Origin of the sequence: Acinetobacter sp. (assembly GCF_036666595.1) — a bacterium.
GTDB lineage: Bacteria > Pseudomonadota > Gammaproteobacteria > Pseudomonadales > Moraxellaceae > Acinetobacter.
Map to the genome: position 1 here is coordinate 221,098 of NZ_JAVWVO010000003.1, position 11,918 is coordinate 233,015.

Sequence of the window (11,918 nt, forward strand, 5' to 3'; positions counted from 1 at the left end):
ACAATATGACAAGAAAGAGAAAAACCCTGAATAAGAAAGAGCTAACCTTTATGCGCTGTACATGATTCATGACTGGAATTCAGTGCGTGTACCCGCTACAGTAGAATGAATACATGCAGCTCTTTGAAGAAGAAAAATGACTTATCAAGTTCATATGATTGATGTGAAAAACCAACTCCAAAACTATATTTGGCTACTGGAACACACCTCATCAAAGCAAGTCGTGGTGGTTGATCCAACTGAGGCTGGATTAGTTGAAGATTATTGCACTGAACATGGCTTAAGCATTGCTCAAATTTGGCTGACTCATTGGCATAAAGACCATATTGGCGGTGTCGCTGACCTGATCGCAAGTCGGAGTATTCCTGTGTATGGGCCACGTGAGGAATTATCTAAAATTCCATTCATCACCCATGCATTGATGGATGATGACTATTTCTCATTTCATGATTTACATGTCGACGTTTTAGCAGTTCCTGGCCACACACTGGGCCATATTGTGTACTTTATTGAATCCATCCAGACTTTATTTTGCGGTGACACCCTGTTTGCTATGGGCTGTGGGCGAGTGTTTGAAGGCACACATGAGCAGATGTATCATTCGCTCAACCGTTTGGCGGCTTTGCCTGCCGAAACCAAAGTCTATTGTACTCACGAATACACGCTCTCTAACGCGAAGTTTGCGAACCATGTTGAACCAGACAATATCGTCATTCAAGAACGCCTAGACCGTGTGGAAACCATGCGCTATTTGGGTCAATGTACCCTTCCTAGCAGTATTGAGATCGAACTCGAAACCAATCCTTTTTTACGTACAGAAAATGTGGAAGAGTTTAAACGACTGCGTGATCTGAAGGATCAATTTTAATTGGTCTTCCCCTTCTAGAGACTGCTAACTAATGCAGTCTCCCATTCATGCTACATGTTCCTTTACTTGAGGTAATTAAAACGATCAGTTGGAGCTTCTACCCTTAACCTTTGAGCTCTCAAAATTTCAACCTACGCAGTTTCAACCCACACAATGCCTGAATCAAATGATCACGAGCAAGGCTGTTTGAAAATACTGTCTCAAAAGATCCAGCCTTTGAAAAAAATCATTACATTTCTATTTACGACAAAATATTTCTCTACAACGAATGCACATAATTCTAAAGTATTGAGACTCATCTCAAAATATTATTATTTTTCATCATGATAAAATTATTTTAAACAATGAAAGACTCTCGTTTATGCTTTATACACGCTTTCACCTTAGTTTAGATTGCTTTAAAAAGAGACAAAAACAAAAATATATAAAAAAATCCCCTTTAAAAAAGCGTGAAATATCCCTATTAATAATTTATCAGTGAAAAAGGAATATCCTCGTGAAAAAAGTAGTGAAAGCAAAAAACCTCATCGCCTTTCGTATTTGGCTAGAGAAATTAGGTTATTCAGTTAAAACCTTAGCAGACAACCGTGGCTTTACTTTTAGCTTTAAAAAAGAATATGGGCTGGTGACTTGCGACCTAGCGGGCAATAACTTAGCCATGCAGCTCGGTGAAGAATTCGAAGACCATTTGAAAGCCTAAAATTGCTCCATACTTACTTCGCGTGATGAATCAAAATTTAGCCCCTTAAAGGGGCTTTTTTTATATATCAATCATCTATTAAATTTTAGGCAATAAAAAAGCAAGGCTTAATACCTTGCTTCATTACTGATGGTGGGGACGGAGAGACTCGAACTCTCACACCTTGCGGCGCTGGAACCTAAATCCAGTGCGTCTACCAATTTCGCCACGTCCCCATCAGGGTGCTAACTTTGCGTTAGACTTTAAGTTGGCAGAGGATCAAGGACTCGAACCTTGACGAACGGTTTTGGAGACCGTCATGCTACCATTACACCAATCCTCTATTGCCTTATAAACCATCTTAATTCAAATGATTTATGGTGGGGACGGAGAGACTCGAACTCTCACACCTTGCGGCGCTGGAACCTAAATCCAGTGCGTCTACCAATTTCGCCACGTCCCCAATGGCTGTGTATATTATAGCGATAGACACTATATGACAAGCGCTTTTATAAGCAATCACCCGCTTTTCTGTCATAAAATCGGCAGTTGAATCTATTTTTATGCGCTATCTGTATAAATAGGCTATTCAGTTCTTCACTAAATTTTAGGCAATAAAAAAGCAAGGCTTAATACCTTGCTTCATTACTGATGGTGGGGACGGAGAGACTCGAACTCTCACACCTTGCGGCGCTGGAACCTAAATCCAGTGCGTCTACCAATTTCGCCACGTCCCCATCAGGGTGCTAACTTTGCGTTAGACTTTAAGTTGGCAGAGGATCAAGGACTCGAACCTTGACGAACGGTTTTGGAGACCGTCATGCTACCATTACACCAATCCTCTATTGCCTTATAAACCATCTTAATTCAAATGATTTATGGTGGGGACGGAGAGACTCGAACTCTCACACCTTGCGGCGCTGGAACCTAAATCCAGTGCGTCTACCAATTTCGCCACGTCCCCAATGGCTGTGTATACTATAGGGATCATTTTCGCATGACAAGCAATTTTTAAGAAAAACACACTCATTTGATTAAATAAGAAACAAAAACTTTATACTTGGCTTTTTCTTATTCAATTTCAGTCATTAAGCATCGTTTTGCAGCCATAATATTTTGCCATCTTTGGCTTTTTTGCTTGGCCAAAAGTCCATGTAAAAGTGGACTAAAACCCTGAAAAGGTTCTGGAAGCGCTATATTCAAAGACTGACAGTGTAAATACGCCCAATCTTGGTAGCTTACTGCCTGCAAACGTTGATCAGTCAACCATTCAAGTAGAATGATCCCGAGTCCATACAGGTCTGTTTGTACGGTCTTTGCTTCACCATGAAATAACTCAGGTGCCATATAGCGTGGTGTCGCTGTTAAAGCCTTTTGACGCGCAGCTTCACCAATTCTTTGGCTCTGCTCAAAATCAATTAATTTACATGTAGAACCGTCTAACAAAAAATGCGAAGGTTTTAAGTCAGCATGAATCCACCCCATCTGATGTAATTCTTCAACGGCATTCAGCATTTTAAAAATGATATGAATGACATGAGCTCGACTTAACTGACGGGAATTCACCATAAGTAATGATGGAACATTTTTTAAGATGAGTGCGGCTTTCACCTGTTCTGAGTGAAACTCAAAATTTTCAAGGATTTGAACTTCAGGCAAGAACTTTGGCAGTTGCAACATCGCAAGTGCATGTTGATAAAAACTAAGCTCAGCGTCAAAGCCGCTAATTAGCACCGCATGCCCTGATACCGACTGATACTTTAACCAATACCCCTGCCCTGCAACTTCAAAGCGATAGAGCCTTCGCCCCCAACCCAAACGCTGAGTCGGAGTATGAAGCGACAACGCGAGAGCATTTAATTCTTGACGATCAAACTGCCAAGAATTCGGATTCATTCATCTCTGCCGTATCCAATGCAGTTAAGACCTCTAAACAATGTTGAATGGTTTTCCCTACACGAGCATGTGTTTCAATCATTGAGATTTTTGGCCAAGTTGCACGTTCACCTTCACGTTGTAAGAGTTTAAATAAGTGTGGTCTTGGATTTTGCAGCATATAACTATAATGGCGCAGGCCATATTTCCCTACAATGTTCACATCGCCATAATAACGCTGATCGACCACACCATAACCATGATCCAGTAAACGGCGGATCGGTGGAATCATCCCCACACGCTCACGGGCAAAGTCCATCACCCCTTTACTAATCACTTTGCCTTGTCGGCGTACAATCCGTTCAGGCCAGCTCAACATATCTTTACGAAACCGCGCTTCATCTGACTGCATAAACGGCACCACATGCGGGTTCACTTGACTGGCAATCGTGTAGTTTAAGTTGTATAAACGCGCCATTTTTTCCTGCGGGAAATCACTACGCACACTACCATCAACCCAACGAGTAGAAGACATATAGGGAGTATATAAGCCATCATGTCGCTTACTGGTGAGCTTGACTGGCGGAAATAGAATCGGCACTGCACAAGACGCGAGCACCGCACTCCACACCAACAAGTCAGGTGAAGTAAAGGTATTCATAATGCGCGGATTTTGTGAGGCGTCATAAGGCGCAACCGCGATATTGTTATACAAGCCTGACTGCTTAAAGGCCTCTTCAAAGGTAACGTCACCCAAATTTGCAATTAAAAAGTTTTTTAGATGTTTTACATCCGCTAAGCCGCCATTGCCCTTTAAGACCTCACGAAAACCACGAAACTGAAATGCGTCGGTGAAAAAGTTTTCACCATTTAAGATGCTTAGCATTTCTGCAGGCGTTGCTCGCCCCAGCATCGCTGTCATAATGGCGCCAGCACTTGAACCAGACAGTACTTTCGGCATCAGGTCTTGCTCAAGCAAAGCCTTGCACACACCTGTATGAAACAGTCCTAATGTTGCACCACCTGAAAACATCATGGCCGGTTGTCCAAAAGCTTTTTGGCAGTGCTGAAAAAATTCAATTTTTTGCTGTTTATCTAAACACTGGCAATCCGTAGATGCTACAAATGCTAAACCTAGGCTGACTTCTTCAATATAGTCTTCAATAATTTTTTTGGTGCCGACATAGGTTGCGGTAAACAACATAGGGTGAGCAATATTGGCAATGTCATAACTCAGACCTTCACGTAGCAGGTACATTAAATCGGTCGTACGCTTTTGTTGGCGATAACGCTTCAACAACCCTAAACGATGAGTAATGACTTCTGCATCGAAATAAGGTGAACAGTTATCATACTTCCACTCTTGCGCCCCTGACTCTTCATCAATTCTAAGCGCAATACTTTTCCACTCAGTATAGTTGTCTGCCTGAGCCAATTGGTTTTTCAGTTTTTTGATTCGATAGGCTTGGTGCGGGTTGATTTCCCGTGTGAAATCTTTAAACAACATATTCATCCTCACCCACTTTTTTTGTTTTCCTAAAATTTCACTGACACATTCATCCGCCAGTCTAACTGACTATGTGTAAATTATGTGAGCATTACAATTGCCATTTCAACCCTAAAATTGGCAAATCTGCACCACTTTAAGGGTTTGATGCGACTAAATCGGATGTTAAGATCGACGACAAGTGTAATTATAAGCTGATTAATCATGGCGACCATTGACCTACCGAACAATATCTTAGAAGCACTATCGACTGTACTCCAACAACTACAGCAAAGCCTACCAGAAGTTAAACAAGCACCTGATTTTTCAGCGATTGCCTTTAAATGGGAAAATAGCGAGTTAAAAGCCATTCATCAGCTCAAACGAATCGAATTAAATGATTTAAAAGGCATTGAGCGTCAAAAAGAAAAAGTACTGCAAAATACAGAACAGTTTCTCAATGGTTTACCTGCCAATGACGTCCTGCTTACAGGCTCTCGCGGGACAGGTAAATCCTCTATTGTTCGTGCTTTATTAACGGAATATGCAGATCAAGGCTTAAGGCTGATTGAAATTGAACGTGATGATTTATCCGAACTACCTGAAATTCAAAAGCTGATTGCAGAGCGCCCTGAAAAGTTTATTGTGTATTGTGATGACTTGGCTTTTAACGCCGAAGATGAAAATTATCGCAGTTTAAAAAGTGTGCTGGATGGGTCTTTGCAGTCAGGTTCAAGTAATTTTATTATTTATGCCACCAGTAACCGTCGTCATTTGCTGCCTGAGTTTATGCATGAAAACACGCCAGTGACTCGGGTCGATGTACCGCAGTACACTGAACTGCATCCACAAGAAGCGATTGAAGAAAAAATTTCACTCTCCGATCGTTTTGGATTATGGCTGTCTTTTTATCCAATGGATCAAAACTTATATTTGGACATTGTGCAGCACTACTTAGCAAAAGCTCAAATCGCCATGGACGATATGGTACGAGCCGAAGCGCTTCGTTGGTGTCAGGCGCGTGGACAACGCTCTGGCCGTGCAGCGTATCAATTTTCTAAACACTGGGTCGGTTCACAACAATTAAAACAGCTTTAGGATAAAAATACTGATCGGCGCTTAAGTATCTATTTTAGTTTAATTATTTTTATATTTAATAGTTCAGACTGATCAAAGAAATAACCCAAATTCCGCATTAGAATTTGGGTTATTTCTTTGAAAAAATGAGGGATGAATATTTGTTCAAAGAAGTTTGATCTGATTATTGATATTTATCTAAGTTTGTTTCTGGCCCATCTTTGACCACAGCTTGCGCTTTTGCATAACTCTCCATTAAGCATTTATATTCAGGGCAGACATGATCTGAAAGAATTTCGGCAAAACGGGAGCCTTCAGGACGATTCCAAGTACGCATTAACTCAGCCACAATCGCAAAAGTATCGGTTGGAATTGCGCCCGCTTGAGTCACACGAGCAATCGATGTATCTGTGGCTAATTTGCTCCAGTTACCTGATGCATCCACAACACAATAGACGTTATAACCTTCTTTACGTGCACTTACAGCAGGAAATGTCATACATACACTGGTCAGCGTTCCAGCAATAATCAGTGTCTTCCTACCCGTTTTTTTAACTTCATCTACAAATAAGGGATTGTCCCAAGTATTAATTTGTCCAGTCCGTGGTACATAAACTGCGTGCGGAGCAAAGTGGTGAATTTCAGGGATTAGAGGACCATTTGGGCCGTCAGGTACAGAAGCTGTAGTAATTACAGGTATATTTAATAAAGTTGCTGCTTTTGCAATTGCAATCACATAATTACGTAAGTCGGGTACAGGTACATCGCGTACGGTATTAAAAAGTCCACTTTGATGGTCAATCAGTAGAATTATCGAATCATCAGGGTCTAGCATTCCATTAGTAGCCGCCATGGGTAACACCTCTAAAATTTTCTTCTAATTATGTACTTCCATTGTTGTAATGAAAGTTCCTAAGACAGACCGTCATAGCTTTGAGATTTATACGACCAAGATATTTTTTAAGAAAATCTATATCTGCCTTTCATATAAACTAATGAATAATTTTGCGCTCAGAAAGCTAAATCATGTTACGACTTGTAATTGCAATTCATGGTTATACACTTATTAATGAGCACTCATAAAATCTTACAAAGATTATTAAATTAAACATATTAATCAAATATTTAAAACCAAATAAAAAATAGACTTCCAATTTAATTTATAGGTTTTTATAGTTTCAACATTTCATGAGTCATCTAAAATTACACATTCCATACTTATCCCCAATTTCTATGGATAAACCTATGGGTAAATACTTTTAACTTGATGCTAAGCTACATTTAAGTGAGTCAAAAAATATTCTTAAAGTCTAAGCAGCGCATTTTTAACAGCCCTTTGGAAAGACCTAAATGTAAAAAAGCCCAACATTTAGTCGGGCTTTAAGCTTATCAAATGAAAGTCTTAGACTTCACTGGGATTGGTCAACTCAGTCATTGGCCAGCGAGGTGTTGTCGTTACAGCCAAACCGTCATGCTGCCCTGCTTTTAACCGCTGATAACCAGCAAAAGCAATCATAGCGCCATTGTCCGTACAAAGTGCAGGTTCGGCATAGTAAACCTGAGCACGAATCTTGGTTAAATCTACTTCTAAACGCTCACGTAAACGTTTATTGGCACTGACACCACCAGCGATCACTAAACGTTTTAAACCTGTTTGCTTCAACGCTTTCACAGATTTTTTAACTAAGGTATCCACGATGGCTTCTTGAAAACTCGCTGCAATATCCGCATCACGGTTTTCATCACCTAATTTTTTCATTTGCACAGATACGGCTGTTTTTAAACCACTAAATGAAAACTCCAAACCTTGATGCAGCATTGGGCGTGGGAAAGCAAAGGCATTCGGATCACCTTGCTCAGCCAGTTTTGAAATATTTGGACCACCTGGATACGGTAATCCCATCATTTTCGCAACCTTATCAAAGGCTTCACCTGCAGCATCATCAATCGACTCCCCCAACAATTCATACTGTCCAATCCCATAGGCAGCCATCAGTTGAGAATGTCCGCCTGAGACCAAAAGTGCTACAAAAGGAAATTCTGGCGGCGTTTCCGATAAAAGTGGTGCCAACATATGCCCTTCCATATGATGCACACCAATTGCAGGTTTATTTAAAGCAAAGGCCAAAGTTCGACCAAACAGCGCGCCTGTCATCAGCGCACCCATCAAACCTGGGCCACGCGTATATGCCACGGCATCAATTTCAGATTTTTTTACACCACTTTCTTCAAGCAGTTGATTCATCAATGGAATCAGCTTACGCACATGGTCACGCGATGCCAACTCCGGCACCACACCACCATACTCTGCATGCAGTTTAATTTGGCTGTACAGCACTTGCCCACGTAAACCCGACTCGCTGTCATAAAGGGCAAGTCCTGTTTCATCACAAGATGTTTCTAAGCCTAAAACGATCATTAAACTGCCTATAACCTGTATCAAATCTATTGCGTGAACCATTATAGACTTGTGGTATGAGATGTAAATGAGTAAAATACTGACCTTCACTTGTGATCAGGGCAATATCGCCCAGATCTTATCCATAACTTAATGAGGATTCTTCATGCCACAAGTTAAATTGAAAGAAGGCGAACCAGTAGACGTAGCTATCCGTCGTTTCAAACGTTCATGCGAAAAAGCGGGCGTTTTAGCTGACGTACGTAAGCGCGAATTCTACGAGAAACCAACTCAAGAACGTAAGCGCAAAAAAGCTGCTGCTGTTAAACGCTACCAAAAGAAATTGGCGCGTGAATCAGTACGTACTACTCGCCTTTACTAAGATTAATTTGTGATTGACTGCCTGGACTAAATAATGACTACTTTAAAAAGCCAAATAACTGAAGTTTTGAAAGCCACTATGCGTGCTAAAGAAATGGATAAGTTAACGGTAATTCGTGGTCTACAGGCGGCAATTAAGCAAATCGAAGTCGATGAGCGCAAAGAACTTGACGACGCTCAAGTTCTTGCGGTCATTGAAAAACAAATTAAACAACGTAAAGAATCGATCAAAGCCTTTGAAGGCGCTGGTCGAGAAGATTTAGCTAGTAAGGAACAAGCCGAACTTGAGGTTTTATCTCAATTTCTACCAGAAGCTATGACTGAGGAAGAACTTGATTCCATGATTGCGCAAACGATTGCAGCGCAAGAAGCTACTAGCATGAAAGATATGGGTAAGGTGATGAATTCTCTGCGTCCGCTCATAGCCGGGCGCGCCGATCCTTCTCAAGTTTCAGCAAAAATTAAAGCAAAACTGGCTTAATTTAAAAATCTTTAAATCGATTACGTTGAACTGACCTTAAAAAAGGCAGTTCAAAGTTTTAGTTTCTATAAAAATTACTCTTCTTCTTATTTTATCTATTCATTCTTAGCTTTAACATAGATCCTGACTCATCTCTGTTTTATCCCTCTATTTGCAATACCACTTTTCTAAGCTCTAAATTGTCGATCCTTTTGCATTTGGGTTAATCGCGTTTTAATAGTCGCTGACATCGCTTCATTATCTTTCGCTAAACGCTGGGCATGTAACAAAGATTTAATCGCCTCTTCTTCAAAGCCTGACCAAAACTGCACTTCAGCCCGATAGCGCAAAACATTAATGGTATGGATTGGCGACTTTTTATCCAAACTCGCTGCTTGCTGCATCAGTCTCCACGCATTCACATCACGCGGATTATTTTTCAAAAACCGATTGAGTACAGGCTGCGCAAGCTCAGGTCGATTCTGACGAATGTAAACTTCAGCCAACTTATAATTTAAAGCCCGATTTTCAGGCATGATACTCGCAGGCGATTGAATCACTGCTAAAGCCTCATTCACCCGATTTTGTCCAAGCAAGATATCAGTTTGAATTAAGGTTTGTAAATTATGTAATTTCTGATGTGACTTGGCCTGATCTAACACCTGTTGAGCAAGTTTATAGTCACCTTGTTTGAGGTAAAAACTGGCCAAAGCCAGTTGTGCTGCATAGCTGTTACGACTCACCAACATCTGTAGTTGCTGTTCTGTCGCCTGATTCGAGATCACCATGGTATACAGCTTCAAGATCTCAAAGTCTTCATCACGCCAAGTAGATTCCACTTTAGGCAACTGATTCGCTCTAAGCCTCGCCTCACTCATCCGCTCAGTCGTGAGTGGGTGTGTAAACCAAAAGTCAGGTAAAAAACTCACTCGACTGGTTGCACGGTGCATTACTTCAAAAAAATCAGCCATACTTTGTGGGTTATAACCAGCACTATACATGTACTGCATCCCTATACGGTCAGCTTCACGCTCTTGGTTACGACTATAAGACAGCTGCTTGTCCATGAGTGCGGCTTGCGTACCAACCATGACTGCAGAACCGACATCACCATCGGCTTGAGACGCAACCAAAGCACCAACCAAAATCCCTGCCAGCGCGAGTAACCCCTGCCCCTTAAACGCCTCTTGTGAGCGACTGTAATGACGCTGTGTGACGTGGGCAATTTCGTGCGCCATTACGCCAGCAACTTCATCCATATTATTGGCATTGGTAATCAAACCAGCATTTAATGCAAACAAACCACCCGGGACTGCAAAGGCATTAATTTGCGGGTCATTAATAACCACCAGACCAATCGGTTGACCAAGCTGAGTTTGACTCAAAATGCTTGAAAAAGCATTCATCAGTTGATCTTCTAGCCACGGATTTTGCGTAACAGGTAGCTGACGCTGTACTTCACGATAAACTTTTTCACCAATATAGCGCTCATTATATTGATCAATAAAACCTATACCTGAACCAATTTCGGGCACATTGAACTGTGGGGCATTTGTAAGAAATTGACCTTCTGCAAAACCAACAGTCGAAATAAGACTTAAACTGCACGCACACAGAAAACGCTTCAACCCTCACCCCGACTTTATTTAAAGGAATCGAATGACTATAACATTGATAATTGAATGAAAATGCAATGAAGTGTTATCAAATTTTTATCTAAATTCAGGATTCACCACATATTGAGGCTGACCACCTTCCAACGCTTTCACCAAGTTCTGGTAAGCCAACTCTGCCATTTTTTTACGTGTTACGGAGGTTCCAGAACCAATATGCGGCAACGTCACCACATTATGTAGTTGGAACAGTGCCGAATCTTGCAAGGGTTCTTTTTCATAAACATCCAGCCCAGCTGCAAAAATTTGCTTTTGCTCCAAGGCCTGAATAAGTGCTTGTTCATCCACCACAGCACCACGCGAAATATTTACAAAAACTGCATGCGATTGCATTTTCTTAAAAGCTTCCGCATCAATTAAATGCTGCGTGTGCGCGTTTAGATCAACCGCCACAACAACGAAGTCCGATTGCTCCAGCAGCTCATCTAATTCGCAAAAACGTGCATTTAAGGGTTGTGCCAATTCTAATTTTTCTCGACGCCCGTGATACAAAATATTCATATTGAAACCATGAAAACCACGTCGCGCAATTGCCGCACCAATATTCCCCAAACCAATAATACCCAATGTTTGACCAAAAATTTCCTGACCAAATTGTGCCTGTCCGACAGTACGCGACCACTGACCTGTTTTGGTCCATTGATCCAAATAAGGCACTTGACGCGCCGCACTCATCAACAACGTAAAGGCCAAATCAGCAGTCGTTTCAGTCAACACATGAGGGGTGTGGCTGAGCCAAATTTTTGCTTGGTTTAAGTAGTTCAGATCATAGTTGTCATAGCCAACACTAACACTAGATATAATTTTGAGCTGTTTCGCAGTTTCTAGGTTGTTTTGATTCAGTAAACGCCCTGCACCAATCATGGCATCCGCATCCGCAACTTGCTCACGGATTTGCGTATTTACATCACCTGCTTTCGGGTTGATGACCACCACATGATAACGCTGCTCTAGGCGATGTAATACTTCTGTATCTATTTGACTAAAAACAACGACCTTCTGCTTCATATCTATTCCATAG

The 11,918-nt window shown here is 41.3% G+C and carries 11 protein-coding genes and 6 tRNA genes; 5 read left to right on the forward strand and 12 right to left on the reverse strand.

Going from position 1 to position 11,918, the window contains the following annotated elements; translation table 11 throughout:
- Positions 1-136: 136 nt before the first annotated feature.
- The gene (gene gloB, locus RR876_RS06235; protein WP_332476855.1) at positions 137-868 is read left to right on the forward strand and encodes a hydroxyacylglutathione hydrolase; all 732 of its coding nucleotides are present in this window, start codon (positions 137-139) and stop codon (positions 866-868) included.
- A gap of 496 nt (positions 869-1,364) precedes the next feature.
- Positions 1,365-1,568 (forward strand): hypothetical protein, encoded by a 204-nt coding sequence (locus RR876_RS06240; RefSeq protein WP_004696295.1) that lies wholly within the window; start codon positions 1,365-1,367, stop codon positions 1,566-1,568.
- 130 nt (positions 1,569-1,698) lie between these two features.
- Here RR876_RS06240 and RR876_RS06245 read toward each other — a convergent pair.
- The 8 genes from RR876_RS06245 to RR876_RS06280 form a co-directional block, all read right to left on the reverse strand.
- Positions 1,699-1,783, reverse strand: a tRNA-Leu gene (locus tag RR876_RS06245).
- A 33-nt stretch (positions 1,784-1,816) separates the two neighbouring features.
- Positions 1,817-1,890: transfer RNA gene (locus RR876_RS06250), tRNA-Trp, on the reverse strand.
- A gap of 35 nt (positions 1,891-1,925) precedes the next feature.
- Positions 1,926-2,010, reverse strand: a tRNA-Leu gene (locus RR876_RS06255).
- A gap of 189 nt (positions 2,011-2,199) precedes the next feature.
- Positions 2,200-2,284, reverse strand: a tRNA-Leu gene (locus tag RR876_RS06260).
- Between the two features lie 33 nt (positions 2,285-2,317).
- Positions 2,318-2,391, reverse strand: a tRNA-Trp gene (locus RR876_RS06265).
- 35 nt (positions 2,392-2,426) lie between these two features.
- Positions 2,427-2,511 (reverse strand) — tRNA-Leu (locus RR876_RS06270).
- Between the two features lie 107 nt (positions 2,512-2,618).
- Entirely contained in the window at positions 2,619-3,443 is an 825-nt protein-coding gene (locus RR876_RS06275) for a protein kinase (protein ID WP_332476856.1), read from the reverse strand.
- Positions 3,418-4,929 carry a DUF3336 domain-containing protein gene (locus RR876_RS06280; protein ID WP_332476857.1) on the reverse strand — a complete coding sequence of 504 codons (1,512 nt, stop codon included), beginning with the start codon at positions 4,927-4,929 and terminating at the stop codon, positions 3,418-3,420. The genes RR876_RS06275 and RR876_RS06280 overlap by 26 nt, the downstream gene beginning before the upstream one ends.
- Before the next feature lie 204 nt (positions 4,930-5,133).
- Here RR876_RS06280 and RR876_RS06285 point away from each other — a divergent pair, with 204 nt between their 5' ends.
- Positions 5,134-6,006 carry an ATP-binding protein gene (locus RR876_RS06285; protein WP_332476858.1) on the forward strand — a complete coding sequence of 291 codons (873 nt, stop codon included), beginning with the start codon at positions 5,134-5,136 and terminating at the stop codon, positions 6,004-6,006.
- 163 nt (positions 6,007-6,169) lie between these two features.
- On the opposite strand, the gene RR876_RS06290 is transcribed toward RR876_RS06285, so the two are convergent.
- Both RR876_RS06290 and tsaD read right to left on the reverse strand, forming a co-directional pair.
- Positions 6,170-6,838 (reverse strand): isochorismatase family protein, encoded by a 669-nt coding sequence (locus tag RR876_RS06290; protein ID WP_010327090.1) that lies wholly within the window; start codon positions 6,836-6,838, stop codon positions 6,170-6,172.
- Positions 6,839-7,387: 549 nt separating this feature from the next.
- Positions 7,388-8,404 carry a tRNA (adenosine(37)-N6)-threonylcarbamoyltransferase complex transferase subunit TsaD gene (tsaD, locus tag RR876_RS06295; RefSeq protein ID WP_332476859.1) on the reverse strand — a complete coding sequence of 339 codons (1,017 nt, stop codon included), beginning with the start codon at positions 8,402-8,404 and terminating at the stop codon, positions 7,388-7,390.
- 145 nt (positions 8,405-8,549) lie between these two features.
- On the opposite strand from tsaD, the gene rpsU reads away from it, so the two are divergent.
- Complete coding sequence (rpsU, locus tag RR876_RS06300; protein WP_001136722.1) at positions 8,550-8,765, forward strand: 30S ribosomal protein S21; 216 nt, start codon at positions 8,550-8,552, stop codon at positions 8,763-8,765.
- A 33-nt stretch (positions 8,766-8,798) separates the two neighbouring features.
- Positions 8,799-9,245 (forward strand): GatB/YqeY domain-containing protein, encoded by a 447-nt coding sequence (locus tag RR876_RS06305; RefSeq protein WP_004982206.1) that lies wholly within the window; start codon positions 8,799-8,801, stop codon positions 9,243-9,245.
- A 167-nt stretch (positions 9,246-9,412) separates the two neighbouring features.
- Here RR876_RS06305 and RR876_RS06310 read toward each other — a convergent pair whose 3' ends face one another.
- Together RR876_RS06310 and RR876_RS06315 are read right to left on the reverse strand one after the other, a co-directional pair.
- Positions 9,413-10,852, reverse strand: a complete 1,440-nt coding sequence (locus RR876_RS06310; RefSeq protein WP_332476861.1) for a M48 family metalloprotease — start codon at positions 10,850-10,852, stop codon at positions 9,413-9,415.
- An 84-nt stretch (positions 10,853-10,936) separates the two neighbouring features.
- Positions 10,937-11,905, reverse strand: coding sequence for a D-glycerate dehydrogenase (locus RR876_RS06315; protein WP_332476862.1), 969 nt, complete (start codon positions 11,903-11,905; stop codon positions 10,937-10,939).
- Positions 11,906-11,918 lie beyond the last annotated feature (13 nt).

What these genes read in the sequence shown, in the direction of transcription:
- gloB (WP_332476855.1), top strand. Translation starts at nt 137, where the DNA reads ATGACTTATCAAGTTCATATGATTGATGTGAAAAACCAACTCCAAAAC.
- RR876_RS06275 (WP_332476856.1), bottom strand. Translation starts at nt 3,443, where the DNA reads ATGAATCCGAATTCTTGGCAGTTTGATCGTCAAGAATTAAATGCTCTC.
- RR876_RS06280 (WP_332476857.1), bottom strand. Translation starts at nt 4,929, where the DNA reads ATGTTGTTTAAAGATTTCACACGGGAAATCAACCCGCACCAAGCCTAT.
- RR876_RS06285 (WP_332476858.1), top strand. Translation starts at nt 5,134, where the DNA reads ATGGCGACCATTGACCTACCGAACAATATCTTAGAAGCACTATCGACT.
- RR876_RS06290 (WP_010327090.1), bottom strand. Translation starts at nt 6,838, where the DNA reads ATGGCGGCTACTAATGGAATGCTAGACCCTGATGATTCGATAATTCTA.
- tsaD (WP_332476859.1), bottom strand. Translation starts at nt 8,404, where the DNA reads ATGATCGTTTTAGGCTTAGAAACATCTTGTGATGAAACAGGACTTGCC.
- rpsU (WP_001136722.1), top strand. Translation starts at nt 8,550, where the DNA reads ATGCCACAAGTTAAATTGAAAGAAGGCGAACCAGTAGACGTAGCTATC.
- RR876_RS06305 (WP_004982206.1), top strand. Translation starts at nt 8,799, where the DNA reads ATGACTACTTTAAAAAGCCAAATAACTGAAGTTTTGAAAGCCACTATG.
- RR876_RS06315 (WP_332476862.1), bottom strand. Translation starts at nt 11,905, where the DNA reads ATGAAGCAGAAGGTCGTTGTTTTTAGTCAAATAGATACAGAAGTATTA.